This is a genomic window from Pseudomonas sp. 8BK, from assembly GCF_902506475.1.
Classification (GTDB): domain Bacteria; phylum Pseudomonadota; class Gammaproteobacteria; order Pseudomonadales; family Pseudomonadaceae; genus Aquipseudomonas; species Aquipseudomonas anguilliseptica.
Window position 1 is genome coordinate 858,659 of the sequence record NZ_LR733252.1, and the last position, 26,128, is coordinate 884,786.

Sequence of the window (26,128 nt, forward strand, 5' to 3'; positions counted from 1 at the left end):
CGGGCAGACAGGCAGGCTCTGGCCATTTCCTGCTGTTGTGGGGGGCTGGCTAGGTAGGATGGGTTGAGCGCAGCGATTGCCATGCTGTTATCTAAACAACGAAAACGGGATTGACGCCTTGCGCGCCAATCCCGTCGTGCTGTTAACCGCGCGACAGCGGCGGCGTACGCGGCGGCACCAGGCGCTTCGAGCCGGTGGACTCGAATGCGGCGGCAAAGCGCAGCAGGGCGGAGTCGTCATAGGCGCGGCCGGCGAAGGTCAGGCCGATCGGCATGCCGATGTCGGCCATCACGCCCATCGGCACGGTGACGGTGGGCACGCCCAGATGACGGATCGCCAGGTTGCCGTTGGCCACCCAGACGCCGTTGCTCCAAGCGATATCCGCAGACGCGGGATTGACGTCGGCATCCGCCGGGCCGACGTCGGCGACGGTGGGGAACAGCACGGCGTCGAGGCCGAGGTTGTCCATCCAGTCTTCTAGGTCGAGCTTGCGGGTTTTCTCTAGGCCGCGCAGGCCGTCGGGCAAGGTTTCGATCTGCTCCCAAGTCTTCAGGCCGCGCTTGGCCATATTGACGTATTCGTCCATGCCAGCGGCCAGGTCGCCTTCGCGATTGGGCAGGGTGCCGGGGTCGTGGGGGAAAATCTGCGGGCCGTCGACATCGGCCAGCGTGTTTAGCTTGGGGTCACCATTGGCACGCAGGAAGTCGTCAAAGGCCCAGCCGCTCAGCTCCCACAACTCGTCGTGGAGGAACTCCGGGGTGACGATGCCACGGTTATAAACGGTCGGCGCGCCGGGGCGGTCGCCTTCGCAGTTGGAGACCAGCGGGAAGTCGACTTCGATCACTTCGGCACCGGCGGCTTCCAGCGCCTTGCGTGCCTGCTCCCAGAGCGCAATAACTGAAGGCCGAGTGTGAATGCGCTGGCCAGTTGGGCCGCCGATGCCGGGGTTCTCGCTGGTGCCGGCGGCGTCATCCTGGTTGATAAACATGCGCGGCACGCCAAAGCGTTTGCCGGCCAGAGCATCGGCCTTGGCCGCCAGGTCGACATAGGCGGCTGGACGTATATCGGAGGCTTTTGGGATCGCTACCCAGGGCTGCAGGCGCCACAGATCACCACGACTGTCCGGGTCGTCGGCGACCACGATGTCGAGTATTTCGAGTAGGTCGGCCATGGTCCGGGCATAGGGCACGACCACGTCCATGGTCGGCGTCAGCGGCCAGTTGCCGCGCACCGAAATCACCCCGCGCGATGGCGTGTAGGCGCACAGGCCATTGTTCGAGGCCGGGCCGCGACCGCTGGACCAGGTTTCTTCGGCCAGGCCAAAAGCGGCAAAGCTGGCGGCAGTGGCCGTACCAGCACCGTTGGATGAGCCCGAGGCGAAGGGGGCGGTGAGGTAGTCAGCGTTGTATGGGCTTTCCGCACGGCCGTAGACACCGCGCTGCATGCCGCCGTTAGCCATGGGCGGCATATTGGTTTTGCCCAGGCAGATGGCCCCGGCGCCGCGCAGACGCTCGACGGTAAAGGCATCGCGATAGGCGACCAGGTCCTTGAAGGCCGGGCTGCCGGAGGCGGCGGTCAGGCCCTTGACCAGGTAGCTGTCCTTGGCGGTGTAGGGAATGCCGTCCAGCGGGCCAAGTGTTGCACCGCGGGCGCGGCGTTCATCGGCAGCCTGGGCTTCCTTGAGCGCGTCGGGGTTGCGCACCACCACGGCATTGAGTCGGGTCGGCGTGCTGGCAGCGTCGTAGGCATCGATGCGGGCGAGGTAGGCCTGTACCAGTTCGACCGCCGTGGTCTGGCCGGCTTCGAGCGCGGCGCGCAGTTCGGCAATGGAAAGCTCGGTTACCTCGATCATGCTGTCACCGCTGGCTGTTGAAGAGCATTGTTCATATCAGTTCTCGTGGCGCTGTTGTGTACGCGTTGAACAGGTTGCTGGTGTCTATTTTAGCCGCGTGCCGGGGTGGCCAAGCCCTTGATCACCGCCGGGCGAGCGACAAAGGCTTGCAGCACCCGCTGCACATTGCTGAAACGTTCGAATTCCACCAGTTCACCGGCTTCGTAGAAACCCACTAGGTTTCGCACCCAGGGGAACACGGCGATATCGGCGATGCTGTAGTCCTCGCCCATGATCCAGCTGCGGCCTTGCAGGCGTTGTTCGAGAACGCCGAGCAGGCGCTGGGATTCGGCGACGTAACGGTCGCGCGGGCGTTTGTCCGGGTAGTCCTTGCCGGCGAATTTATGGAAGAAGCCCAGCTGGCCGAACATCGGGCCGATGCCGCCCATCTGCCACATCAGCCACTGCAGGGTTTCGTAGCGCGTGGCGGCGTCTTCGGCCAAGAGCTGGCCGGTCTTTTCTGCCAGGTAGATCAGTATCGCCCCGGACTCGAACAACGCCAGCGGTTTACCGCCCGGGCCGTTGGGGTCGAGGATCGCCGGGATCTTGTTGTTCGGGTTGAGCGAGAGGAATTCTTCGCTGAGCTGATCGTTGGTGTCGAAGCTGACCAGGTGCGGCTCATAGGCCAGGCCAATCTCTTCCAACATGATCGAGGCTTTCACGCCGTTGGGCGTGGGCAGCGAATAGAGCTGCAGGCGCTCTGGGTGCTGGGCAGGCCATTTTTGCGTAATTGGGTAAACGGAAAGATCTGACATGGGCGCTCCGGATTAAGGTGGCGAAAGGCGCAGGATAACGGTGATTGGCCATTTGGTCAGGTTGCAGGTTTTTCCCCGCGCACAGAAATCGGTATGGTTGGGCCATCTCAACCCCAGCTCACTGGAGAACACTGATGAGCCTGCACGGCGAATACGACACCCAGAATATCTTTGCCCAGATCATCCGCGGCGAAGCCCCTTGCTACAAGCTCTACGAGGATGAGGATGTGCTGGCCTTCCTCGATGTGTTTCCGCAGTCCTTTGGCCATACCCTGGTGATCCCCAAGCGCTCGGCGGCGCGCAATATTCTGGAAATCGACAGCGACAGCCTGAGCAAGGTGATGGCCGTGGTGCAGAAGCTGACTGGGGTGATCGTCGACGAGCTGGAGCCTGCCGGGGTGCAGGTGGCGCAGTTCAATGGCGCACCTGCCGGGCAGACGGTGTTCCACATTCATATGCATATCGTGCCGCGCTACGCCGGCGAAGCGCTCAGCGTACATGCCGGTGGCAAGGCGACCCCGGAAGAGCTGGCGGCGTTGCAGACGCGTTTGCTCAAACGTATTGCTGGTTGATCAATGCCAGGTTGCGGCGGCGCATCAGTCTGTACTTGAGGCCGGCTGCGCCAGGGGCAATACTCAAGCCGTTTTGGCTGTTTCCCTTTGCTGTTTTCTGCGCCCATGGAGGGCTTCCATGCGTCATATGCGATTGACTTGTGCCGTTTTACCGCTGTTGCTGTTGGCCGGCTGTTCGTCCTGGAAGCCCGCGCCAGAGGATGTCAAACCTGTGCCGGCGGACCGTTTGCTGGGCTATCAGGCGCCGCTGGGGCAGGGTGGAGAGTTGCAGGTCAATCGCGACTTCGGCGGCATGGGCGGCGGCTGCTATGTGGCTGTGCTGGTCGACCGCAAGGTGGCCGCGCGCATCGGCGTGGGTGAGCAGGTGCGTTTTCAGGTGCCGGTTGGCACGCGGGTGCTGAGCATCGGTATCGACGAGATGGACGACACCCTGTGCGGCATGGGCCGCCTGCGCCGTGAGCTGGCGGTGAAGGTTGAGCCGGGCTCGCAGCAGAACTTCCGTATCGTCAGCGATAACCGCAAGGGTTTCGACATCCTCCCGGTGACTCAGTAACGCGCAAGAAACCGGTGCCTGCCCGTCAGGCGCCGGTGTGCTCGGCCAGCAACGCTTCCAGCCACTGCATCAATGCCCGTACCCGCTGCGGCTGATGACGGCGCTGGGCGTAGAGCAGGCTGATCGGCATGGGCGGTGGCAGGTAATCCGGCAACAGGCTGTGCAGCTGCCCGCTGGTCAGCAACTCGCTAACGCCGAGCAGTGGAGCCTGGATAATTCCCAGCCCGCCCAGGCACGCGCCTTCATAGGCATCGACGTTATTTACCGTGACATTCCCCGCCATCGGCAGCTGTTGCAGCGCGCCGTCGGCCTGGTATTCAAAACCGCTTGAGCGGCTGCCGAGTACCGGCACGTAGTGGATCAGTCGATGTTCAGCCAAGTCATCGAGGCTCTGCGGGGTGCCGTAGCGCGCCAGGTAGGCGCTGCTGGCGCAGTTGACCATGGGCAACTGGCCGAGCGGGCGGACGATCAGATTGGGTTCGTTGACCACACCGATGCGCAGCACGCAGTCGAAGCCTTCACGCACCAGGTCTACGCGTCGATCACTGCTGCTGATCTCCAGTTCGATGCCGGGATGCTGCGCGGTAAATTCTCCCAGCCGAGGTGCCACCAAGCGCCGCGCCAGGCCAGTGGGCATGTCGATGCGTAGGCGGCCGCTAAGCTGCGCGCCGTCCTGGCGGAACAGGTTTTCCAACTCTTCCATATTGGCCAGCATGTCCTTGCTGCGTTCATACAGAACCAGGCCATCCTGGGTTGGCTGCACCTTGCGCGTGGTGCGGTGCAGCAAACGTGTGCCGAGCAAGGCTTCCAGGCTTTGCACCTGCTGCGACACGCTCGACCTGGGCAGCCCAAGGCTGTCGGCGGCCTGGGTAAAACTGGCCAGCTCGCTGACGCGGACAAAGGTGCGCAGCAGTTCCAGGGTGTTCATGGGCGGGCGCTCCACTAAATTGTTCGTGATTGATGATCAGTGTTTTCAATTTCGCTGAGTTTATCCAGCTCAGTACGAGCAATAACCTGTGCTCACTGATTGCAACCACTGCACTGTTAGCCAACTGAAGGAGCACGCACATGACCCGTAAAATCGCACTGATCACTGGCGCAAGCCGCGGCCTGGGGCGCAACACCGCCCTGCATCTGGCGGCGCAGGGCATCGACATCATCGGCACTTATCACAGCCAGGCGGCTGATGCGCAGAGCCTGGCGGTTGAGGTCGAACAACTCGGCGCGCGTGCGCTGATGCTGCAACTGGATGTCAGCCAGAGCAGCAGCTTTGCCGCGTTTGCCGACGCAGTGGCGGCCGGCTTGCATGGCACCTTCGGTCGCCATGATTTCGACTTTCTGATCAACAATGCCGGTATCGGCATCCACGCCAGCTTTGCCGAAACCACTGAGGCGCAGTTTGATCAACTGGTGAATATCCAGCTCAAGGGGCCGTTTTTCCTTACTCAGCAGCTGCTGCCGCTGATCGCCGAGCAGGGCCGCATCGTCAATATTTCCACCGGCCTGGCGCGTTTCAGCCTGCCGGGTTATGCCGCCTATGCGGCGATGAAGGGCGGCATCGAGGTGTGGACGCGCTACCTGGCCAAGGAGCTGGGACCGCGCGGTATCAGTGTCAACGTGCTGGCCCCTGGCGCTATCGAGACCGACTTTGGGGGCGGCGTGGTGCGCGACAACAGCCAGGTCAACGCTTTTATCGCCGCTAACACGGCTCTGGGCCGGGTCGGCCTGCCGGACGATATTGGCGGCGCGATTGCCATGCTGCTAAGCGACGGTGGCCGCTGGATTACCGGGCAGCGGATTGAAGCCTCGGGCGGCATGTTCCTTTGACGCTGTTCATCCTGTGATGGGGCTGGCTGTGTTTATCTGGCAGAGGCGTAGAATCCGCTCGGTTTAATAACGGAGACGGGTCGTGAAGGGATTGCCGATTGCCATTGTCGGGGCCGGTACGGCGGGTTTGGCCACGGCGTTGTTCCTCGTCCGCCAGCGTTTCAGCGTGCGCCTGCTGGAGCGAGTGCCGGAACTGCAGCCAGTGGGTGCCGGGGTGTTGTTGCAGCCTTCGGGACTGGCGGTTTTGCAGCAACTGGGACTGTTTGCCGAGTGCAGCGGCCTGGGGGCTGCGGTCAGCCGTTTGTATGGCACCTCGGCCAAGGGCCGGGTGATTCTCGATACCCGTTATGCGCACTGGCAGCCCGGTAGTTTCGGCATGGGCATTCATCGCAGCGTGCTGCTCACGGCGTTGCTCAATGCCGCGCGGCAGGCTGGGGTGCAAATTGAAACCGGCGTGCATATCAGTCGTTTCAGCCAGTACGGCAGCCATGTGCAGCTGTATCGCCAGGACGAACAGGGCGTCGAGCAGCCATTCGGCGAGTTCGCCGCGCTGGTGCTGGCCGATGGCGTGCGCTCGGCCTTGCGTGGGCAGATGCAGGTCAAACAGTGGCTGCAGCCTTACCCCTGGGGCGCGCTGTGGAGCATTGTGCCGACCCCGACTTCATCGCCAAACGCGCCGGAGGCCACGGACCTGCGTCAGTGGTACCGCGACTGTGCGCAGATGTTCGGCATCATGCCCACCGGGCGTACCCACCTGAACCGCGAGCAAGCCCTGAGCAGCCTGTTCTGGAGCCTGCCGGTGGCGCAGTTTGACGCCTGGCGTGAAGCCGGCTTGGCTGCCTGGAAAACCCAGGTGCTGCAACTGGCCGGCAGCGCTGCCGAACCCTTTGTTGAACTGATCGAACGCCCCGAACAACTGAGCCAGGCGGTGTATGCCGATGTGCGCATGCAGCAGTGGCATGACGGCCGGGTCATCGCCATCGGCGACTGCGCCCACGCCATGAGCCCGCAACTGGGCCAGGGCGCGAATATGGCCCTGGTGGATGCGGCGGCTCTCTCCGCAGCCGTTACCGCACAGAGCACACAGATGGACTGCGACTGGTCTGCGGTATTCGTCGCCTATGCCAGCAGTCGGCGTGATCACTTACGTTATTACCGTCAAGCCAGTCGCCTGCTTACCCCGCTGTTCCAATCCCACAGCCGCAGCCTGGCCTGGCTGCGTGACAGCGTGCTGTTGCTGGCGCGGCACAATTCATTTGGCCGTGCGCATGCGGTCAGCACTCTGGTGGGTGGGCGCAGTGGTTGGTTGCTGAGTGGTACCGAACAGCCTTTGCAGGTCTGGAATGGTCAGCCTGATGAGCAGGGGCTAGATAAACGTGCGATCTCCCCAAATACTGCGCAGCTGTCGGTGACTTGAACCATGTGCGACAGGTCGCGAGTGCTGCACGCTTTGTTAATCTGCTCACCCATTTCAATTTGTTGCGAGGGATCGCCGTGTCGTTCCGTGTTGTGCTGAGTGGTCGGGCATTGCCCGGGTTTACGCCTGAGCAGATTGCTCAGCATCTACAGACGCAGCTGAAGTTCTCCGAGGCCCAGGTGAAGGCCCTGTTGCCGCCGGCGCGCCGGGTGGTCAAAAGTGGTCTGGATCAGCCCAGTGCCGAGCGCTGGCGCAGTCGGTTGCAGCAGGCGGGCCTGGCTGTTGCAGTCGAGGAAGTGGCTGCGCCTGTGCCTGCGGCGGTCGACCCTCTGACAGTTTTGCAGGACTTGGCCCAGAAGGGTCTTAAGCGCGCCCGACCCAGCCCGGCTTACGCCTTGCAGCTGTTTCTGGTGACGCTCTGCTGCCTGCTGGTACCGACGTTTTATGCGGGGTTGGTGATTGGCCTGGGGGTGGGGCTTGCCTGGTACCTGATGCATATCCACGAATACCTCGGCGGCTTGCGCAATATCTGGTTGCTGCTTTGCATTTATGGCGTACCGGCCATCAGTGGCAGCATTTTGCTGCTGTTTATGGCTCGACCGTTTTTTCTACCCAGCCAGCATGGTGATGAACCGCTGGAGCTGGACCTGGCCTGCGAGCCGCGCTTGCAATTGGTGATCAACCAGTTGTGTCAGGCGATTGGGCTGCGCCCACCGGTGGCGGTGCAGCTGTCCAATGAAGTAAATGCCAGCGTGCATTTCGAGAGTGGTTGGAGCGGATTCTTCTCTGGCCGCAAGGTGCTGACCATCGGCATGCCACTGGTTGCCGGGATGAGCGTGCAGCAGTTTGTCGGTGTGCTGGGGCACGAGTTTGGCCACTTTGCTCAGCGTCTGGGCATGCGCTGTAACTTCCTGGTCAACTCGGTCAATGCCTGGCTGGAAGTGCGCAGTAATAGCCGCGACCCTTGGGATGATCGCCTGCAGGAATGGCTGGAAAATGATCCTTGGTGGATTCTGCAGCTGGCCATCTGGGTGGCGCAGCAAGGAATCGAGCTGTCGCGGTTGCTGATGCGTGGCTGTTTCTGGCTGAGCTTTCGCCTGTCCCGCTCGCTGTCGCGGCAGATGGAGTTCGACGCCGACCGCTACGAGAGCCTACTGGCTGGGAGTGCGGCGTTTCGTGGCAGTGCCTTGCAGCTGCGTTCGTTGTCCTGGGCCTGGCGTGAAGTGGATCAGCAGAATGCCCGTACCTGGCGCGAGCGCCGTTTGCTGCGCGACATGCCGCACGCCACTGCCGAAAAGACCGCCAGCATGAGCCAGGCCATTCGGCAGCAGATGGAGCGAAGCCTCGACGAGGGCAGTACCCGCTACTGGCACACGCATCCTGCCGATCTGGCGCGTATCCAGCACAGTGAAGCCCTGCAGGCGCCCGGTTACTTGCATGACGCCCGCCCGGCAGCCGTTCTGTTCGAGCACTTCGCCGAGCATTGTCAGAGTGTCACCGAGGCTTACTACGCGGAGCTGGGCCTGGACTATGACGAGCAGCAGTTACAGGACAGCCAGCAGATCTTTCAGATCAGCGCCCAGCGTGAAGAGGCGCTTGATCAGCTCTGGGAGTGGACAGGCCGGCAATGGTGCAATCTGCCCTGGCTGGCCCTGCACCAGCCGGTTCAGGCGGCCCATGCCACGCTGGGCTGGCAAGCTGTGATTGATGAGTTGCGGCGCCTGTCTCCGGAAATCACCCAAGCCTGGATTCAGGCTGAAACCCAGGAAGAGCAGCGCGTGGCGCTGGCCTGGTGTGGCGAGTTGCAGCGCAATGGCGTGAATTCGCGGCTCAGTGACAACGAGGCGTTTGATGCCAGCAAGCACCTGCCGTTGTATCAGCAGATTGACGCCGGTAAGACCCCTGCGCAGCTGCAGTTGCTTCAGGCCGCTTCGTTATACCGGCGCCGCCTGGAGCTGAGCCTGGCGGGTGCAACCACGGCGCTGCGTGAAACGGCCCGATTGGCATTGCAGCTAAGCCGGCTATATGTCGACTACGCGCGCCTGCTGGAGGCCCGTGAGCTGGCCGAACGCTTTCTGGATTGGCATCAGCAGACTCCCGACAGCCTGACTGAGCGTTTGAGCCAGGACGCCATGTCGCGGTATCAGGATCTGGCACTGCGCTTGCTCAAAGCGGCGGATCAGCTTCCACAGACCCTGCTCGATGGCAGCACTCTGGGCGGTTACCTGCGTCTGCGTTGTCCACGACTGAATGCCCAGGCCGGCGAGCCGGTCGAGTTCCTGCGCAATAGCGCAACGCTGATCGACAGCCTGGCCTATGTGCATCGCCGGGCCATGGCTGAACTGGCCAGCTACGCCTTGCAGCGTGAGCGCGAGCAGGGGCTGCGCGGCATTCGGCTGGTGCTCAAGGTTACCCAGGCGGTTTGAGTCGTCAGTTCTGTTGCAGACTGCGTAGCTCCTGCTGGCTGAGCTCAAGCCATTCCTTGTGCAATGTGCGGTAGTGCCTGGCAGCGCGGCGGGTGTAGGCCTGGATCTATTGCTGCATTTCACGCGCTTCACGTTGGCGGCCCAGGCTGCGCAGCAGTACAGCGTAGCGATAGGCGGCTTCGGAGCCGGCGTAGTCGCTACTCAGCGCCTGGTATTCCTCTTCGGCCTTGAGGGTTTCGCCCAGGGCGCTGCTTGCCAGGCGCGGCCATGGCAGCTGTGGCGTTGTTCTCCGTGTCTTGGATTTACTGCATCCCCGGCAAAAAACGCTCCAGCAGACGCTGCGCCTCACCATTTTCCTGTTGCTCGATGATGATCTGGTTAAGTCGGTTGATCAGCTCGTGGGCGCGGGGTGAGCCTTTGCTGACCATTAAGTAGAAGGTCTTCTGTTGCGGTAGTGGCAGAGGCGTGAGCTGCCCCGGATCGCTGTAGGTGCCGATGGTAATGCCGCCGAGCAGGGGTTCGATCTCGCTGGGGAAGAAGTCGCAGCGCTGGCGGTCGAGCATTTCGAGGTTCTGCTGAATGGTTGGCAGCCGTTCCAGGGGCCAGTCGATGCCATAGGGTTGGTAATTGAAACCGATCACGCCGCAGACCTTGAGTTGGCGTAAGTCGTCGGGCAGCGTCAGTTGCGGCGGCTCGGCAAAGCGTTTGCGTGAGTAGAACAGTCCCAGGCGGGTTTTGTAGAGCGGCACGCTGTAATAGAGAAAGCCCGCGCGGGTGCTGTTGAAGCTGGCGTCCCAGGTCATTTCGCAGCGGCCTTTGCTGGCGAAGTCAGCCAGCTCCTGTTGCGCGCGAGCCCATGGCATGTAGTGGATGCGGTAATCCAGTCCGAGGTTTTCCAGCGCCTTGAGCACCAGGGTGGCCGAGTAGCCGGTCAGCCGGCTTTGCTCAGGTTCGCCGTTGACCCGCTCCCAGAAGCTGTAGGGCGGCCACTCGTAGCTGTCGCCCAGGCAGATTTGCACCGGCGATTGTGTGGCGTGGGCGTTGATGGCGACGCTAAGGGCAAGAAGTGCCAGGCTAATGCGCATGTAAGACCTCCCATGCAGCTGATGGCGATTTGAGTGTTATTAGCGTAGTTGAGACCCTGAGAGGGCGGTTAATGATCTGCCCATGATTGCGCTGTTAGCACCCTCCCGACTATCGCGATTACAGCTGCTCTGCCAGCGCGTTCTGGTTATCCGCAACGAATCTGGCCACTTCGGCATCGCCTTGATGCAGTTTTTCAAAGCAGTGCTGGTGCAGCACGGCATACAGGTATTGCGGGTCGACTACTGGGTCTTGCGCGTTGTGCAGGCCGGCGGTGCGGGCGGCGTGGTCGAGCGCTGTACTGCAGGCCAGAAGCGCCTTGTCGATCTCCGCCAAGAGCTGCTGTTGTGCGTCTTCCAGCAGTACGCAGAGTTGTTCTTCTTGGGCCTCGGTCATTGCGCTTGTTCCTGGGGTGGATTGAGGGGTGGGCTGTCGAGCGTTTTCAGCTGTTGCAACTGGCGCCGCAGCATCCAGATCACCACCAGGCTCAGGCAGACGTTGGACAGCGGCAGGGCCAGCCATACGCCGTTAAGCCCCAGCAGCAGTGGCATCAGCGCGAGGAAGGGCAGCTGGATCAGCATATTGCCCACCGTCACCAGGGTGGCGTAGCGGGCCTGGCCCATGGCCTGGAAGAAGCTCGCCGCCAGAATGATAAAGCCATCGAGGAACATGGCGAACAGGTGCAGGCGCAGGCCCAGCACGCTGGCGTCCAGCAGGGTGTGGTCGCTGCCGCTGAAAATCCCGGCAAACAGCCTGGGCAGGAGCAACAGTGCTGCAGTCATCAGCACGCCGCTGCCCACTGCCGTGAGCAGGCCCAGGCGCAGCACACGGCGTACTTTGTCCGGCTCGCGGGCACCGTAGAAGTAGCTGACCAAAGGTTGCATGCCGCCGCACACGCCTTCGGCAAACATGTAGTAGAAGGCCATCAGGTAGCCGGCGATGGCGTAGGCAGCCACCTGCAAAGGGCTGCCGTAGTGCATAAACAGCAGGTTGTGCAGCACCACCACCAGGCTCATGTAGAGGTACATCAGCATGCTGGAAAAGCCGGTGGTGAGGATGTCCAGGCTTTTGCGCAGGTTGAAGGTGCAGGCGGCCAGGGGCATTTGCAGCGGATTGTGCCGGCTGCAGATAAAGCCCAGGCAGATCAGCACCGATAGGCTTTCGCCCATCACCGTGGCCAGGGCGGCGCCATGCAACCCCCATTGCCAGACGATGATAAACAGGTAGTCCAGTGCCACGTTGGCGAGCGCGCCCACCAGCATGGCCAAGGTCGCCAGACGCGGTGCGCCCAGGTTGCGTACCAGCAGGGGCAGGGCGATGGAACCGAACACCAAGGGCGCGGACCAGCCAATCACTCGCAGGTAGTCATTGCCCAGTTGCGCCAAGTCATTCTCGGCGCCTTGGAGAGCCATGAAGGATGGGCCGACCAGCACCACCAGCACGCCTGTAGGGATGCCCAAGAGAACCAGCAGCCAGAGTGCCTGGGCCAGGTAGCCGCGTGCTTGCGGCCACTGCGCCGCGCCCTGGGCCAGGGAGCATTGAGCACCGCCGCCCATGCCGATCATCATGCCGATGGCCAGCATCACCCCTGACAGTGGCCAGGCCATATTGATCGCCGATAAACCGGTGGCACCCATGGCGTGGCCGATAAAGATGCCGTCGACGACCATGTACAGGCCACTGATCATCAAGGCGGCGATGGCCGGGATGCTGTAGCGCCAGAAGGTGCGGGTGATGCTTTGACTGTTGTTCATAAGAGGTTCACGGGTAAACGGCTGGGTCAGCCGATTTCGAGGGTCTGGCAGGCTTTGGCGAGCAACAGGCTCAGCTGCTGCATTTCTTCAGGGCTGAGGTTTTGTTCAAGGCTGGCGGCGGTTTGCACGTAGACATCACGCTCTTCCTGTTCCAGCGCATTGGATTTGGCCGTGGCCAGCAGGCGCATGGCGCGGCCGTCTTCACTGCAAGGCAGGCGCTGCAGGTAACCGCGTGCTTCCAGCTTGCTGGCCATGGCACTGGCGCTGGCTTTGCTGACATTCATCCGTTCGGCCAGTTCGGTCAGGCGCAGGCCGTTTTCGGCAGACATCAGGGCATACAGGTAGTCCAGCTCGCTGTTGCTCAGCTCCATGCTGCCGCTGTGCTGGGCGTACTGCCGCCAGTGATGCCACATGTGCCATTGCAGGCGTTTAAGGCTGTCAGTGATGGGCATGTTTGCTCTCCTCTATATTTCGTTAGACTAACTAACTATTTTGAGAGTGGCAAACTGTGGGCGATCGGCGGCGCGTGCGTAGGGGTTGAGGTCAGCGATAGCGGGCGAGTATTTCGTCGAATTCGCCAGCCTGTTTCATCTGCACCATGGCGCGTAGCAGGGCCATGGTCGGGACATCCGGGGCATCGCGGACAATGCAGGCGATGGGATCGGTAGCCACTTCGCTCAGGTGGTGCAGTTTCTCCCCGGGCGCTTGGTGGCGGTTGAACCAGTGCAGCGAGAGTTCGTTGCTGATGGCGTAGCGGTAGCGTCGGGCGCTAAGTTTGAGCAGGACTTGATCCTGTGTACGGGCGTCTTCACGCTGGATCTGGCCGCTGCTGAACAGCGGCTCCAGGCGCGGATAGGTGAAGCCGAGAACGGTGCCCAGGCGCTCATTGAGCAGTTGCTCGGGCTCCAGCTTTTCGGGAGTGACACCTGCCAGCACATCACGTTGGGTCATAAAGGGCAGGCTCCAGATATATTGATAGTGGCCACTGTTGACCCAGTTCGGGCTGACGTAGCAACGCACATCGATCTCTCCGGTATCCAGCGCCTGTTGCACGCGCATGCGCGGCATTACCAGCAGTTCGGCTTTGCGCCCAACCTTGGCGGCCATACGCTGTTGCAGGTCGAGCAGAATGCCTTCCACTGCCTTGCCGTCTTCGATACGCACCATGGGCATGGCCCAGCTGTCATTGATCGAGAAGCGCAGCGCCCGCTCGGTGGCAAGTGATGCGCTGCTCAGGGTGAGCAACAGCAGGGCAGGCAACAGCTTGGACACCAGGGCAGATCCTTTGCGCTGTAGACGCTTCAGCGGGTCATTGGCAGGGCGGCGCCCATCAGTGCAAACATCCCGCCGCAGCAGCGGTTGAAGCCTTTGCCAGTGCGCTGTAGCCAGGGGCGAACGCGGTGGGCCATGCGTGCCAGCAGGTATTCGACGCTGCCTTCGACCACCGCGAAGGTCAGCGCCATGATGGCGAACTGCAGCCAGAGGTCACCGCGCGGGTCGAGAAACTGCGGCAGAAACGCGCCGAAAAACAGGATCACTTTTGGGTTGGAAATGGCTGACAGCAGGCCTTGGCGAAACAGCTTGAAAGGGCTGGTCTCGCTGGCTTTCTCGGCCATTGCAAGGTGCAGCGGCGGGGCGCGCCAGAGTTGAATGCCGAGCCAGATCAGGTAGGCGCCACCGAGCCATTTGAGGATGGTCAGAGCCTGCGCCGAGGCTTGCAGTAGGGTGCCGATACCGAGCATCGACAAGGCCATCAGCAGGGTAAAACCCAGCACCCCGCCACTGACGGTAAACAGGGTTTTGCGATGGCCGTACAAGGCGCCATGGCTGAGCGCGAGCAGGCCATTGGGGCCAGGAGTGAGCGACAGACCCAATACTGCCGTAAGAAAGATCAGCCAGGTATGCAGAGCCATAAAACAGTATCCAGAAGCGGGAGAGTGCAGGGCATAGCCTGCGTGCCTCTGTTTTTTCATGCTGTGACTGGATAGTCAAGCCGCCTTAGGTCGCAGCGACGGATATGCCTAAGTAACGACCCTGCCAGTGAAGGCAGGGCCGTCGTTATCAGCGGTTGGCTTCCTTGAAGTTATCGTCGGACGGTTCCTTGGTGTAGGCGCCTTGGTCGTGGACCAGTTTCTTGCTGCCATTCATCAGGGCAGCGATGCGGCTATCACTGGTTTTCGCCGAAGCGGCCTGGTTGCTGGTGCCGCTGATCAGCGGCGGGTTGCTACTAAACGACCACAGGTAGTGCCAGACCGCCGCATTGTGCTTCTCGGTCAGTTGCGTGGCGTTGAAGTACCAGGGCTTGAGTTCGCTGAAGGCGGTCATGTTCATCAGCCCGCTGTTGCTGTCGCCGATAAACCCGCTGCTGCTAGCCCCGGAGGTGCGGTAGGTCTCGAAGATCACCCCTTTGGTTTTCAGCGCGCTGACATAGCTGCGACAGACTTCGCCGACCCACTTGTTGCCCAGGTAGCTTTTCGCGTTGTTGGAGTAGAACGGGTCGAGCAGGGCGACGCGTTTGGGCAGCAGCTTGCTATTAACTGTGCCGGCAGTGACGGCATCGCTGATTTTCTTGGTCAGTACGATGGCCATCTGGTTGCCCAGTGAGTGCCCTGCAATACGGATATGGCTGCCGCTGTAACCGGCGAGGTTGGCTTTGTAGCTGTTGAACAGCAGGTCGCTGGCGGATTGGCTTGGGCCTGTGGTGTAAGCGCCGCTGCTGTTGCGCCAGCGCATGGAGCGTGGGCCACTGGCGGTCCAGATCTTGGCCTCGGCATCCTTCACTTCACCTTCATCGGCAAATTGGTTCCAATACAGCACGCCGACGTTGTAACCGGCGGCCAGCCAGGCGTGGGCCAGATCCAGGTCTGGGCCGCCAGCATCCTTGCGGTTGAAGGTTTCGCGGTTTTTCTTCTGGGTGGCGCCATTCTGCCAGCCGTGGATATAGATCAATGTCGGTTTGCTGGCCACGTAGTAGGCATTGCTCTGGCCGGGCACAGCTTTCTGCCAGCTGTCGCCGTAACCGAACCAATACAGGCCGTGGTCGAGATTCTGGAAGGTGCTATCGGGGAACACGCCCACGGCAGCCTGGCTCAGGGAGGTAAAACTCAGCACCAGCAATAGCAGCAGCTTGCGCATGGCGAAAACCTTTCTTGTTATTAGGGAAAGGCGAGCATATAGATTGTCCGACAATCATCCATCACCCGGACGGGTGAGGCCACCCAGCCGCCTGTTCATGGGTTCTTGCGCGATGTGTCTTGCTCCACGTTATGAGCATCTTTGCCTCAATAGCCGGCAGCTTTGTTGTGCATGGCCTGACGTGCTGAGCGGACGAAACACCCCAGGCTGTGGCAAACTCCGTGGCTCGTAACAGGACGTTTCATGGATCGAGTTTGCTGAGCCTGTCAGCCGTTTTTTTGCCCATGGCCTAGCCTGCCCTGGGCGTATTGCCTAATTGGCCGCTGCCTGCGGCGAAGAACAAAGAGGAATGACTGTGCATAACGTCGTGATCAGTGGTACCGGCCTCTATACCCCGGCAAACAGTATTTCCAACGATGAGTTGGTCGAGTCGTTCAACGCCTTCGTCCAGCAATTCAATGCCGACAACGCCGCGGCCATCGCCAGCGGTGAAGTCGAAGCGCTGAGCGAGTCGAGCAGCGGCTTTATCGAAAAAGCCTCGGGCATCAAGAGCCGTTTTGTCATGGACAAGGCCGGCATCCTCGACCCCAAGCGCATGGCGCCGCGCCTGCCGGAGCGCAGCAATGAAGACTGGGGCATTCTCTGTGAGATGGCCGTCGGCGCCGCCAAGGACGCCATGGCCCGTGCCGGCAAGACCGCCGCCGATATCGACGGGGTGATCGTGGCCTGCTCCAACCTGCAGCGCGCCTACCCGGCTGTGGCGATTGAAGTGCAGGCCGCACTGGGCATCCAGGGTTTCGGTTACGACATGAACGTGGCGTGTTCCTCGGCCACCTTCGGCATCCAGGCGGCGGCCAACAGCGTTCAGCTGGGCCAGGCCCGCGCGATTCTGATGGTTAACCCGGAAATCTGCACCGGCCACCTGAACTTCCGTGACCGCGACAGCCACTTTATCTTCGGTGACGCCGCCACGGCGGTGATCATCGAGCGCGCCGACCAGGCCACCTCGAACTACCAGTTCGATATCGTCGGCACCAAGCTGATCACCCAGTTCAGCAACAACATCCGCAACAACTTCGGCTTCCTCAACCGCTGTGCGGAAGAGGGTGTTGGTGCACGCGACAAGCTGTTCGTCCAGGAAGGCCGCAAGGTGTTCAAGGATGTCTGCCCGATGGTTGCCGAGCTGATTGCCGCACACCTGGCCGAAAACAAGCTGAACGTCGGCGATGTGAAGCGCTTCTGGCTGCACCAGGCCAATCTCAACATGAACCTGCTGATCGCGCGCAAGCTGCTCGGCCGTGATGCCGAGCCAGGCGAAGCGCCAGTAATTCTCGACACCTACGCCAACACCAGCTCGGCCGGTTCGGTCATCGCCCTGCACAAATACCAGGAAGACCTGCCGAGCGGCGCCCTGGGTGTGCTCAGCTCGTTCGGTGCGGGCTACTCGATTGGTAGCGTGATCCTGCGTAAGCATTGATGGATTACCCAGCTGATCAGGCGCTGCTGACGCGTCTGCGTACAGGTGAACAGAAGGCCTACCGCGAACTGGTTGCTACCTATCAGGGGGCAATGCGCGCGGTGGCCTTTGCCATTGTCGGCAGCCGTAATGCCGATGAAGTGGTGCAGGACGCCTGGCTGGCTGTGGTGCGCAGCCTCGATGGCTTTCAGGCGCGCTCCAGCCTGAAGACCTGGCTGCTGACCATCACCGCCAATACCGCGAAAACCCGCCTCAAGGGCAATCGCCGTGAAGTGCTGCTCGACGACATTCCCTCGCCCCACGGCAGCATCGGTGATGAGCGTTTCAGTGGCGATGGCCACTGGCTGCTGGCGCCGCATGCCTGGCATCACGACTCCCCGGAAGCCCTGCTCACCGAGGGCGAATTGCGCGAATGCCTGGAGAAAACCCTGGCCAGTCTGTCCGAGCTGCAGGGCAGCGTGTTGCACCTGCGTGAGCGCGAAGGGCTGGAGTTGGAGGAGATCTGTAATCTTTTGCAGGTCTCGCTCTCCAATGTGCGGGTGCTACTGCACCGTGCACGGCTCAAGGTATTTGCCACCCTGGAGCATTTTGAGGAGACCGGCCAATGTTGAGTTGCAAGGAATTGGTGGCCCGCTCCAGCGAGTTTCTCGATGGTCAGCTCGGCCTGCGTTCGCGCATGTCAGTACGCCTGCACCTGGCCATGTGTCAGCACTGCCGGCGGTTTATCAAACAGATGCGCCTGAGCCAGGCGGTGCTGCGCCAACTGCCGCCCGGGCAAAGCGCCGAGCTGGATGCCTTGGCCGCCAAGCTGGCCGAGTTGCGTCGTAATCATTCCTGATCGCCAGGCCACTGGCCTGGCTCACTGCCGGTTTTACTCGGCGTCTTGTGCGGCTTTTAGCGCTTCATAGGCTGGTGCAGCGTAGATGCCGACCTCCACCGCCAGCTCCATCACCCGCGCCAAGTCTGTGCTGTACACCAGTACGGCTTGCAGCTCGTCATCCAGCGGCTCGCTGAAATCCAGCAAGACATAACCCTTGGTTTCCGGTGACAGGCTGGACAGTTGCACCTGGATGCGGTTCAGCGCTTTCAGTGGCTCGACTTTCACCAGCTGTTTGGGTTTGAGCACAAAGCTCACCTCAGGGCCAAACGACTCGGTGATCTGTTGGAACAGTTCGTCATAGCTGTCTGCCTGGAACAGCACGGTTTCCGGCAGGCTGCCGATCACCACCCATTCGCCCAGCGGAATCGGGAAACTGTCGTCGAAATTGATGTCCGGGTTGGCTACGAGAAACGCCTGCGGGTCGGCGTAGGCCTGGGCGGCCTCATCGGCGATGCGCGCGACTTCTTCCGGCAGCATGCAGCCCGAGCTTATTTTGCTGATCAATTCTTCGAGCTGGGCTTTCATTGGGGTCATCCTGCGGCATAAAAGAGGCCGGCAAGGATAGCCGGAAATGGCCGTGTCGCGCTGCGTTTACGCGGCATGGCCTGTTAAGCTTGCGCACTTTTACTGGGTTCCATCTTCCAGGAGTGTTTGTGAGCGCACATGTCCACCCTCTGGCCGGTCAGCCGGCTCCTGTTTCCCTGTTGACCGACATCGTCGCGCTGCTGGCGGCCTATTACGACCTGCAGCCGGATCCCAGTGTAGCCAGCCAGCGGGTGGCGTTTGGCACTTCCGGGCATCGTGGCAGCTCCCTGGTGCACAGCTTCAACCAGGCGCATGTGCTGGCGATCAGTCAGGCGATCTGTGATTACCGCAGCAGTCAAGGCATCAGCGGCCCGCTGTTTATCGGTGCCGATACCCATGCGCTGTCGGCGCCGGCGTTGGACAGCGCAATTGAAGTGCTGGCGGCCAATGGCGTGCAGACCCTGATCTCCGCGGGCGGTGAGTTCACCCCGACGCCGGCGGTCAGTCAGGCCATTCTGGTGCACAACCAGGGCCGCAGTTCGGGCCTGGCCGACGGCATCGTCATTACTCCCTCGCACAACCCACCGGACAGCGGCGGCTTCAAGTACAACCCCTGCAACGGCGGACCGGCCGACAGCGATATCACCACCTGGGTGCAAAATCGCGCCAATGCGCTGCTCGAAGGCGGCCTGCGCGAGGTCAAGCGCATGCCCCTGGCGCAGGCGCGGCAGGCGGCCAATGTGCAGGCATACGATTACCTCGGCAGCTATGTGAATGACCTGGGCAATGTCATCGACTTCGCGCCGATCCGCGCCGCTGGACTGCGCCTGGGCGTCGATCCGTTGGGCGGCGCCGGGGTGCATTACTGGGGTCGCATCGCCGAGCAGTACGGCCTCAATCTGGGCGTGGTGAGCGAGATTATCGATCCGCAGTTCGCCTTTATGAGCCTGGACTGGGACGGGCAGATCCGCATGGATCCGTCCTCCAGTCATGCCATGCAGCGCCTGATTGGCCTGAAGAACGGCTACGACATCGCCTTTGCCTGCGACACCGACTACGACCGCCACGGCATCGTCGCGCCAAGCGTCGGCCTGCTGCCGGCCAACCACTTCCTCAGTGTGGCCATCGATTACCTGTTCCAGCATCGCCCGCAGTGGAGCGCCACAGCAGCGGTGGGCAAAACCCTGGTCAGCAGCGCAATGATTGATCGCGTCGCCGCGCGCCTGGGTCGCCCGCTGCAGGAAGTGCCGGTGGGCTTCAAATGGTTTGCCGGCGGCCTGTTCGACGGCTCGCTGGGTTTCGGCGGCGAGGAGAGCGCTGGGGCGACCTTTCTGCGCCGTGATGGCCGGGTTTGGACCACCGATAAGGACGGTATCGCCCTGGCCCTCCTGGCCGCAGAGATGACCGCCGTAAGCGGGCGTGACCCTGGCGAGCTGTATCAGGGCCTGAGCAACGAGTTCGGCGCCATCTATGCCGACCGCGTCGATGCGCCGGCTACAGCGGCGCAGAAGAAGGTCCTGGGCAAACTCTCCCCAGCGCAGATCAGTAACCGTGAACTGGCTGGCGACGCCATCATTCAGGTGCTCGACAAGGCGCCGGGCAATGGCGCGGCGATTGGCGGCATCAAGGTGATCAGCGAAGGCGGCTGGTTCGCCGCGCGGCCATCCGGCACCGAGGATATCTACAAGATCTACGCCGAGAGCTACCGTGATGAGGCGCATCTGCAGCGCATCTTCAGTGAGGCGCAGCAGATCGTCGATGCGGCCTTGGTTGCGCCATAACCCCGTGAGCATGCCTATGTATCGCCTCGATCTGAAAATTCGCCTGCATAACGGCACTGACATCGCGCTCGGGCCCGGCAAGGCGGATCTGCTTGAGGCGATTGCTCTGCACGGCTCGATCAGCGGGGCTGCGCGCGCCATGGGCATGTCCTATCGGCGTGCATGGCTCTTGGTGGAAACCATGAACCGCAGTTTCCGGCAGCCGCTGGTCAGCACCCTGGCCGGCGGCAAACACGGTGGCGGCACGCAATTGACTGAAACCGGTGAACAGGTTCTGCAGCGCTATCGGGCGCTCTGCGCGCAGGCGCTGGCGGCGGTGCAGAGTGGTTGCGATGAGTTGGCCGATTTTTTGGCTGATGCCCCGCCAACTGACAGCTGAACCCGATTACGGTGCTTATCGAGTACTGGCTGATCAGCGCAATTGCGCTTCGGCTAGCGTCAGGCTGTGCGGAATACGTGTAGCGTCCCAGTGCTGACTGGCCCAGCGCAGCAGTTCAGCAGGCTGGCCATGGCTGGCGCCGTCCGGCAACTGCTGGCCAAGCGCACGCAGGGCGCGAATCAGCAGTGGCGTGGCCTGGTCGGCCGGTAGCGGTGGCGAGCGGTAGGATTTGCCCAGCTTGTGGCCATCCGGCTGGATGATCAGCGGCACATGCAGGTAGCGCGGTTGCGAGAGGCCGAGCAGCTCCTGCAGATACAGCTGGCGCGGGGTGGAGTCGAGCAGGTCGGCGCCACGTACCACATCGGTCACGCCCTGCCAGGCATCGTCGAGCACCACCGCCAGTTGGTAGGCATACAGGCCATCGCGACGGCGAATCACAAAGTCGCCGACCTCGCGGCCCAGGTGCTGGCGGTAATCACCCTGCACGCGGTCGACAAAGTGGTAGCTCAGCTCCGGCACGCGCAGGCGAATGGCGGCATCTGTAAAGCCGTGGCCGGCATTGCGGCAGGTGCCGGGGTAGATGCCTTGAGTGCTTTCCAGCTGCTTGCGTGAGCAGGTGCAGGCGTAGGCCAGGCCCTGGCTGAGCAGGCGTTCGACCAGGGCGGTGTACTCGCCGTGACGCTCACTCTGGCGTACCAGCTCGCCATCCCATTCGAAGCCATAGCTTTCCAGGGTGCTGAGAATCCCGGCCTGAGCCCCGGCGACTTCCCGTGGTGGGTCGAGGTCTTCCATGCGCAGCAGCCAGCGGCCGTTTACCGCGCGCGCATCAAGGTAGGACGCAAGAGCTGCGACCAGTGAGCCGAAGTGCAGATAACCGCTAGGGGTGGGGGCGAAGCGGCCGATATAGGCGGGCGTGTTCATCTGTAGCGCACACAGGGAGGCAGAAACAACAGAGGGTGCCGAAGCACCCTCTGGGTCAGATCAGGAACCGATCTGCTTTTCCTTGATTTCCGCCAGCGTCTTGCAATCGATGCACAGGGTGGCGGTGGGGCGGGCTTCCAGTCGGCGGATGCCGATTTCGACGCCACAGGAATCGCACCAGCCGTAGTCGTTGTCTTCGATCAGTTGCAGGGTTTCGTCGATCTTCTTGATCAGCTTGCGCTCGCGATCACGGGCACGCAGTTCCAGGCTGAATTCTTCTTCCTGGCTGGCGCGGTCCGCTGGATCGGGGAAGTTGGCTGCTTCGTCCTGCATGTGGTGCACAGTACGATCAACTTCCTGCATCAATTCCAGCTTCCACTTGTTGAGGATGCCGGTGAAGTGGGCGCGCATCGGCTCACCCATGTATTCCTCGCCCTTTGTTTCTTTATAGGGCTCAAAACCACGAGTCAGTTGGCTGCTTTTTGCTTTTGCTTTGGTGGGCATGGATGACCGCCTCTCACTCTCTCTAATCCACTGCGCAGGACGGTGTCCCTTGCCGATCCTACCTTGGGTAGAAGCGGCCCTGCGGCTGCAAGCGGGCGAACTTACCAGAACAACTCGGCCTGCGCCACTCCCGGTTGTCGAAGCTGCGCCGGGTATGCTTTAGAATCCGCGGCTTAATCCAGACCAAGGCAGTCCCATGGCCCAGTCCTACAGTGCGCGCAGCCGCGCCATAGAACCTTTTCACGTGATGGCGCTGCTGGCCCGGGCCAATCAGTTGCAGGCCGACGGCCATGATGTGATCCACCTGGAAATCGGCGAGCCGGACTTCACCACTGCCGCGCCGATTGTCGCCGCCGGGCAGGCGGCCCTGGCCGATGGCCACACCCGTTACACCGCTGCGCGTGGCCTGCCGGCCCTGCGTGAGGCGATTTCCAGTTTCTATGGCCAGCGTTACGGTCTGGATATCGACCCGCAGCGCATTCTGATCACCCCGGGCGGCTCGGGCGCCTTGCTGCTGGCCACCAGCCTGTTGGTTGACCCCGGCAAGCACTGGCTGCTGGCCGACCCCGGTTACCCTTGCAATCGCCACTTTCTGCGCCTGGTCGAAGGCGCGGCGCAGCTGGTTCCGGTTGGCCCGGATGTGCGTTATCAGCTGACGCCCGAGCTGATCGAGCGCTATTGGGACCAGGATAGCGTTGGTGCGTTGGTGGCATCCCCGGCCAACCCGACCGGCACCTTGCTTAGCCGCGACGAGCTGGGCGGGCTGTCCCAGGCGCTGAAAGCGCGCGGCGGGCATCTGGTGGTGGATGAGATCTACCACGGCCTGACCTATGGCGTGGACGCTGCCAGCGTGCTGGAAGTGGACGACGAGGCTTTCGTGCTCAACAGTTTTTCCAAATATTTCGGCATGACTGGCTGGCGTCTGGGCTGGCTGGTGGCGCCACCAGCTGCGGTGCCGGAGCTGGAGAAGCTGGCGCAGAACCTCTATATCAGCGCGCCGAGCATGGCTCAGCATGCCGCGCTGGCCTGTTTTCAGCCGCAGACCCTGGAGATTCTCGAACAGCGCCGCCACGCGTTTCAGCGCCGCCGCGACTTCCTCCTGCCGGCGTTGCGTGAGTTGGGCTTCAAGATCGCCGTGGAGCCGGAAGGCGCCTTCTATTTATATGCCGATATCAGCGCCTTCGGCGGTGATGCCTTTGCCTTTTGCCAGCACTTTCTGGAAACCGAGCATGTGGCCTTTACCCCTGGCCTGGATTTCGGCCGCTACCAGGCCGCGCAGCATGTGCGTTTTGCCTACACCCAGGATTTGCCGCGTCTGCAGCAGGCGGTGGATCGCATCAAACGTGGTTTGAACAGCTGGAAGCCCCATGCAGTTTGATCCGCCACTGGAAGAAGGGCGCCTGCTGCGTCGCTACAAGCGCTTTCTCGCTGATATCGAGACCGCCAGCGGTGAGCTGCTGACTATCCACTGCGCCAATACTGGCTCGATGCTCAACTGCATGAGTGAGGGCGCGCGCATCTGGTTCAGTCGCAGTAACGACCCCAAGCGCAAGCTGCCGGGCAGCTGGGAGATCGGCGAAACGCCGCACGGCCGTTTGGCGGTGATCAACACAGGGCGCGCCAATGCCCTGGTGGAGGAAGCGTTGCGCGCCGGGCTGATCAGCGAGCTGAACGGTTTTACCAGCCTCAGGCGCGAAGTGCCTTATGGTCAGGAACGCAGCCGGATCGATTTCCGTTTGGACTACCCCACAGGCGTGGCGTTTGTCGAGGTCAAGAGCGTAACTCTGGGGTTTGCCGATAGCCGTGTCGCCGCCTTTCCCGATGCGCGCACCGAGCGCGGCAGCAAACACCTGCGTGAACTGGCGGCACTGGCCCGTGAGGGCATTCGCGCGGTGCAGTTGTATTGCGTGAACCTGACGGACATCGACGCGGTGCGCCCGGCCGAAGAAATCGACCCGGCCTACGCCGCTGCTTTGCGTGAGGCGGTGAGCGCCGGTGTGGAAGTGCTGGCTTACGGCGCGGCGATTAGCGCTCAGGGTGTGCAGCTGATCAAGCGTCTGGATGTGCGGTTGTAGGAACGGGCCTGTCCGCCCCTCTTCAATGCTGCGTTCTGCCGGCCGGTAACGCTTGCACAGGCTGCATGGCGTTGCGCAGATGCTGCTCGAACAGCTCGACAATCGCCGGCCAACCCTGGCGTGAAGCATGCAGCCGGGCATTCAGGCGCACCCGGCGCAGGCCCTCGTGGTCGGTGAGCAGCCAGCTGGCGGCGTCGATAAAGCCTTGTTCGTCCTCTGCCACCGCCAACGCGCCGTTATGCCCGTGGCGGATATGCTGCGCCGCTGCCGCTTGATCAAACGCCACCACGCCAAGCCCTGAGGCCAGGGCTTCGAGCACCACATTGCCGAAGGTTTCCGACAGGCTGGGAAACACAAACAGGTCGCCCGAAGCGTAATGCGCGGCCAGTTCTTCACCGCGCTGCAGGCCGCAGAAAACCGCCTCCGGCAGTTGCTGCTGGAGGTTGGCGCGCTGCGGGCCATCGCCGACCAGAATCAGTTTCAGCCGCCGTTGCGGGTGCGCCTGTTGCAGCGCCTGAAAGCTCTTGCTAAGTAGGGCCAGGTTCTTTTCTGCGGCCAGGCGGCCGACATGCAAGATGGCGATGTCCTGTTCCGCCAGGCCCCAGCGCTCGCGCAAAGCCGCACAGCGTTTGGCCGGGTGGAACAGCTGGCTGTCGACGCCCCGCGAGAGCAGTTCCAGATTGTCGAAGCCACGGCGTTGCAGTTCGATCTGCTGGCTGACGCTGGGCACCAGGGTCATCTGCGAGCGGTTATGGAACCAGCGCAGGTAATTGGTCAGCAGGCGGGTTAGCAGGCCAAAGCCGTAATGCCCGGTGTATTGCTGGAAGTTGGTGTGAAAACCGCTGACCACCGGGATCTGCAGGTGCCGCGCGGCGCGCAGGGCGGACAGGCCCAGCGGCCCTTCGGTGGCGATATACAACACATCCGGGCGCTGCCGTTGCCAGTTGCGCAGCAGTTTGTGCATCGACGACTGACCCCACTGCAAACCGGGGTAGCCGGGCAGCGGCCAGCCGCGGGTCAGCAGTAAATCCTGATCGACCGCGCCGCGCGGGTCGACGTTTTGTCGCGGGCGTACCAGTTGCACGCGATGGCCATGGCCGCGCAGGCCGTCGACCAGGCGCCCGAGGGTATTGGCCACGCCGTTGATTTCCGGCGGGAAGGTTTCGCTGATCAGCGCGATATGCAGGGAAGCTGTGCTCATGACGGCAGTGTCCGCTGCCGCTATGTAATGACTGTGACGCTTTGATTGCGTTTGTATTTCAGTCGAGCAGTTCGATCAACTGCTGACGCAGCCAGGCATGCGCCGGGTCGAGGTGCTGCTGCTGATGCCAGATCAGGCTGACCTGCACCGGCGGCATATCGAAGGGCAGCGGCGCGATTTCCAGCGCATGCACCGGAGCGAAGGCTTCGGCCAGGCGCGCGGGCACGGTGCCGAGCAGGTCGGTCTGAGCAACGATGGCCGGGATCGGCAGGTAGTTGGGCAGATGCAGCGCCGCCTGCCGGCGCACCCTGGCCGAGCCGAGGACGATTTCCAGTGGCGAACCACGCCCGGCGCGCGGCGTTACCGTGATATGCCGCGCCTGTTGGTAATTCTCCAGGCTCAGCCCGCCGGCGAAGGCCGGGTGTCCGGCGCGGCCGATAGCCACCAGAGGCTCTTCGCGCAGCGGCGCGTAATGCAGGTCAGGCGAATCGAAGTGCAGGTAGTCGATGGCCAGGTCCAGCGCACCGCTTTCCAGGCGCTGCACCAGACTGTCGGCATCATCGGCTTGCACCAGCAGCTCGACCTGAGCGGCGCTGCGCGCCAAATGCGCCTGCAACATGGGCAGCAGCGCGGCTTGCGCGTAGTCGTTAAGCGACAGGCTGAAGGCGTACGGGGTTTGCGGATCAAACGGCTCGGCCGGGCCCAGGCCGGTCTGCAGCAGGCGCAGCGCCTGACGTACCGGCACATACAGGGCCTGTGCGCGTGCGGTGGGCGTCATGCCGCGGGCGGTACGCAGGAACAGCTCTTCACCCAGTTGCTGGCGCAGGCGGGCCAGGGCGTTGCTCACCGTCGACTGGCTCAGGTGCAGGCGCTCGGCGGCGCGGGTCAGGTTACCCTCCTGCATCAGCGCATCGAAGACCAGCAGTAGGTTGAGGTCGAGTTGGCGCAAATTCGTAATCAAGAATAATGCTC

Annotated in this window: 27 protein-coding genes; 12 read left to right on the plus strand and 15 right to left on the minus strand. The window is 62.2% G+C overall.

Annotated features, from left to right (window positions below; genetic code table 11):
- Positions 1–142: 142 nt before the first annotated feature.
- Both ACIN8IBEIGE_RS03825 and ACIN8IBEIGE_RS03830 read right to left on the minus strand, forming a co-directional pair.
- Positions 143–1,852 (minus strand): amidase, encoded by a 1,710-nt coding sequence (locus tag ACIN8IBEIGE_RS03825; RefSeq protein ID WP_160013491.1) that lies wholly within the window; start codon positions 1,850–1,852, stop codon positions 143–145.
- 89 nt (positions 1,853–1,941) lie between these two features.
- Positions 1,942–2,646, minus strand: a complete 705-nt coding sequence (locus ACIN8IBEIGE_RS03830) for a glutathione binding-like protein (protein WP_160013492.1) — start codon at positions 2,644–2,646, stop codon at positions 1,942–1,944.
- 134 nt (positions 2,647–2,780) lie between these two features.
- On the opposite strand from ACIN8IBEIGE_RS03830, the gene ACIN8IBEIGE_RS03835 reads away from it, so the two are divergent.
- Positions 2,781–3,218 carry an HIT family protein gene (locus tag ACIN8IBEIGE_RS03835; RefSeq protein WP_160013493.1) on the plus strand — a complete coding sequence of 146 codons (438 nt, stop codon included), beginning with the start codon at positions 2,781–2,783 and terminating at the stop codon, positions 3,216–3,218.
- A gap of 127 nt (positions 3,219–3,345) precedes the next feature.
- On the plus strand, positions 3,346–3,771 hold the full coding sequence (locus ACIN8IBEIGE_RS03840; RefSeq protein WP_090387586.1) for a 3-isopropylmalate dehydratase: 426 nt from the start codon (positions 3,346–3,348) through the stop codon (positions 3,769–3,771).
- Between the two features lie 25 nt (positions 3,772–3,796).
- Here the strand turns inward: ACIN8IBEIGE_RS03840 and ACIN8IBEIGE_RS03845 are convergent, their stop codons facing one another.
- Positions 3,797–4,699, minus strand: a complete 903-nt coding sequence (locus tag ACIN8IBEIGE_RS03845) for a LysR family transcriptional regulator (RefSeq protein ID WP_160013494.1) — start codon at positions 4,697–4,699, stop codon at positions 3,797–3,799.
- A 140-nt stretch (positions 4,700–4,839) separates the two neighbouring features.
- On the opposite strand from ACIN8IBEIGE_RS03845, the gene ACIN8IBEIGE_RS03850 reads away from it, so the two are divergent.
- The 3 genes from ACIN8IBEIGE_RS03850 (at position 4,840) to ACIN8IBEIGE_RS03860 (ending at position 9,441) form a co-directional block, all read left to right on the plus strand.
- On the plus strand, positions 4,840–5,598 hold the full coding sequence (locus ACIN8IBEIGE_RS03850) for an SDR family NAD(P)-dependent oxidoreductase (protein WP_160013495.1): 759 nt from the start codon (positions 4,840–4,842) through the stop codon (positions 5,596–5,598).
- Positions 5,599–5,680: 82 nt separating this feature from the next.
- Entirely contained in the window at positions 5,681–7,015 is a 1,335-nt protein-coding gene (locus ACIN8IBEIGE_RS03855) for an NAD(P)/FAD-dependent oxidoreductase (protein ID WP_160013496.1), read from the plus strand.
- Between the two features lie 77 nt (positions 7,016–7,092).
- A complete protein-coding gene (locus ACIN8IBEIGE_RS03860; protein WP_160013497.1) occupies positions 7,093–9,441 on the plus strand; it encodes a M48 family metallopeptidase in 2,349 nt (782 codons plus the stop codon).
- A 302-nt stretch (positions 9,442–9,743) separates the two neighbouring features.
- Here ACIN8IBEIGE_RS03860 and ACIN8IBEIGE_RS03865 read toward each other — a convergent pair whose 3' ends face one another.
- The 7 genes from ACIN8IBEIGE_RS03865 to ACIN8IBEIGE_RS03895 all read right to left on the minus strand — a co-directional run bounded on the left by ACIN8IBEIGE_RS03865 (position 9,744) and on the right by ACIN8IBEIGE_RS03895 (position 15,413).
- A complete protein-coding gene (locus ACIN8IBEIGE_RS03865; protein WP_160013498.1) occupies positions 9,744–10,526 on the minus strand; it encodes an ABC transporter substrate-binding protein in 783 nt (260 codons plus the stop codon).
- Positions 10,527–10,644: 118 nt separating this feature from the next.
- Positions 10,645–10,920: a hypothetical protein gene (locus tag ACIN8IBEIGE_RS03870; protein ID WP_160013499.1), complete on the minus strand. Its 276-nt coding sequence runs from the start codon at positions 10,918–10,920 to the stop codon at positions 10,645–10,647.
- Entirely contained in the window at positions 10,917–12,278 is a 1,362-nt protein-coding gene (locus tag ACIN8IBEIGE_RS03875; RefSeq protein ID WP_160013500.1) for an MATE family efflux transporter, read from the minus strand. Before ACIN8IBEIGE_RS03875 ends, ACIN8IBEIGE_RS03870 begins: the two co-directional genes overlap by 4 nt.
- A 26-nt stretch (positions 12,279–12,304) precedes the next feature.
- Complete coding sequence (locus ACIN8IBEIGE_RS03880; protein WP_178124323.1) at positions 12,305–12,730, minus strand: MarR family winged helix-turn-helix transcriptional regulator; 426 nt, start codon at positions 12,728–12,730, stop codon at positions 12,305–12,307.
- A 91-nt stretch (positions 12,731–12,821) separates the two neighbouring features.
- A complete protein-coding gene (locus ACIN8IBEIGE_RS03885) occupies positions 12,822–13,550 on the minus strand; it encodes an ABC transporter substrate-binding protein (RefSeq protein WP_256665032.1) in 729 nt (242 codons plus the stop codon).
- Between the two features lie 29 nt (positions 13,551–13,579).
- On the minus strand, positions 13,580–14,191 hold the full coding sequence (locus tag ACIN8IBEIGE_RS03890) for a LysE family translocator (RefSeq protein ID WP_160013501.1): 612 nt from the start codon (positions 14,189–14,191) through the stop codon (positions 13,580–13,582).
- A 148-nt stretch (positions 14,192–14,339) separates the two neighbouring features.
- The gene (locus ACIN8IBEIGE_RS03895) at positions 14,340–15,413 is read right to left on the minus strand and encodes a hypothetical protein (RefSeq protein ID WP_160013502.1); all 1,074 of its coding nucleotides are present in this window, start codon (positions 15,411–15,413) and stop codon (positions 14,340–14,342) included.
- Between the two features lie 355 nt (positions 15,414–15,768).
- Between ACIN8IBEIGE_RS03895 and ACIN8IBEIGE_RS03900 the strand changes: the two genes are divergently transcribed.
- The 3 genes from ACIN8IBEIGE_RS03900 to ACIN8IBEIGE_RS03910 are packed head-to-tail and all read left to right on the plus strand — an operon-like array spanning position 15,769 to position 17,728.
- Complete coding sequence (locus ACIN8IBEIGE_RS03900) at positions 15,769–16,890, plus strand: beta-ketoacyl-ACP synthase III (RefSeq protein WP_160016304.1); 1,122 nt, start codon at positions 15,769–15,771, stop codon at positions 16,888–16,890.
- A complete protein-coding gene (locus tag ACIN8IBEIGE_RS03905) occupies positions 16,890–17,501 on the plus strand; it encodes an RNA polymerase sigma factor (RefSeq protein ID WP_160013503.1) in 612 nt (203 codons plus the stop codon). Before ACIN8IBEIGE_RS03900 ends, ACIN8IBEIGE_RS03905 begins: the two co-directional genes overlap by 1 nt.
- Positions 17,495–17,728, plus strand: a complete 234-nt coding sequence (locus tag ACIN8IBEIGE_RS03910) for an anti-sigma factor (protein ID WP_160013504.1) — start codon at positions 17,495–17,497, stop codon at positions 17,726–17,728. The genes ACIN8IBEIGE_RS03905 and ACIN8IBEIGE_RS03910 overlap by 7 nt, the downstream gene beginning before the upstream one ends.
- A gap of 33 nt (positions 17,729–17,761) precedes the next feature.
- Here the strand turns inward: ACIN8IBEIGE_RS03910 and ACIN8IBEIGE_RS03915 are convergent, their stop codons facing one another.
- The gene (locus ACIN8IBEIGE_RS03915; protein ID WP_160013505.1) at positions 17,762–18,295 is read right to left on the minus strand and encodes a hypothetical protein; all 534 of its coding nucleotides are present in this window, start codon (positions 18,293–18,295) and stop codon (positions 17,762–17,764) included.
- Between the two features lie 128 nt (positions 18,296–18,423).
- Here ACIN8IBEIGE_RS03915 and pgm point away from each other — a divergent pair, with 128 nt between their 5' ends.
- Both pgm and ACIN8IBEIGE_RS03925 read left to right on the plus strand, forming a co-directional pair.
- Entirely contained in the window at positions 18,424–20,076 is a 1,653-nt protein-coding gene (gene pgm, locus ACIN8IBEIGE_RS03920) for a phosphoglucomutase (alpha-D-glucose-1,6-bisphosphate-dependent) (RefSeq protein WP_160013506.1), read from the plus strand.
- 16 nt (positions 20,077–20,092) lie between these two features.
- Complete coding sequence (locus tag ACIN8IBEIGE_RS03925) at positions 20,093–20,455, plus strand: winged helix-turn-helix domain-containing protein (protein ID WP_160013507.1); 363 nt, start codon at positions 20,093–20,095, stop codon at positions 20,453–20,455.
- Between the two features lie 33 nt (positions 20,456–20,488).
- Here ACIN8IBEIGE_RS03925 and gluQRS read toward each other — a convergent pair whose 3' ends face one another.
- Both gluQRS and dksA read right to left on the minus strand, forming a co-directional pair.
- Entirely contained in the window at positions 20,489–21,376 is an 888-nt protein-coding gene (gene gluQRS, locus ACIN8IBEIGE_RS03930) for a tRNA glutamyl-Q(34) synthetase GluQRS (protein ID WP_160013508.1), read from the minus strand.
- Positions 21,377–21,436: 60 nt separating this feature from the next.
- Positions 21,437–21,880 (minus strand): RNA polymerase-binding protein DksA, encoded by a 444-nt coding sequence (gene dksA, locus ACIN8IBEIGE_RS03935; protein ID WP_090251641.1) that lies wholly within the window; start codon positions 21,878–21,880, stop codon positions 21,437–21,439.
- 196 nt (positions 21,881–22,076) lie between these two features.
- Between dksA and ACIN8IBEIGE_RS03940 the strand changes: the two genes are divergently transcribed.
- Both ACIN8IBEIGE_RS03940 and sfsA read left to right on the plus strand, forming a co-directional pair.
- Positions 22,077–23,258: a pyridoxal phosphate-dependent aminotransferase gene (locus tag ACIN8IBEIGE_RS03940; RefSeq protein ID WP_160013509.1), complete on the plus strand. Its 1,182-nt coding sequence runs from the start codon at positions 22,077–22,079 to the stop codon at positions 23,256–23,258.
- Positions 23,248–23,955: a DNA/RNA nuclease SfsA gene (gene sfsA, locus ACIN8IBEIGE_RS03945; RefSeq protein ID WP_160013510.1), complete on the plus strand. Its 708-nt coding sequence runs from the start codon at positions 23,248–23,250 to the stop codon at positions 23,953–23,955. Before ACIN8IBEIGE_RS03940 ends, sfsA begins: the two co-directional genes overlap by 11 nt.
- Positions 23,956–23,977: 22 nt before the next feature.
- Here the strand turns inward: sfsA and ACIN8IBEIGE_RS03950 are convergent, their stop codons facing one another.
- Positions 23,978–25,156 carry a glycosyltransferase family 1 protein gene (locus tag ACIN8IBEIGE_RS03950; protein WP_178124324.1) on the minus strand — a complete coding sequence of 393 codons (1,179 nt, stop codon included), beginning with the start codon at positions 25,154–25,156 and terminating at the stop codon, positions 23,978–23,980.
- 58 nt (positions 25,157–25,214) lie between these two features.
- Positions 25,215–26,117, minus strand: coding sequence for a LysR family transcriptional regulator (locus ACIN8IBEIGE_RS03955; RefSeq protein ID WP_160013511.1), 903 nt, complete (start codon positions 26,115–26,117; stop codon positions 25,215–25,217).
- Positions 26,118–26,128 lie beyond the last annotated feature (11 nt).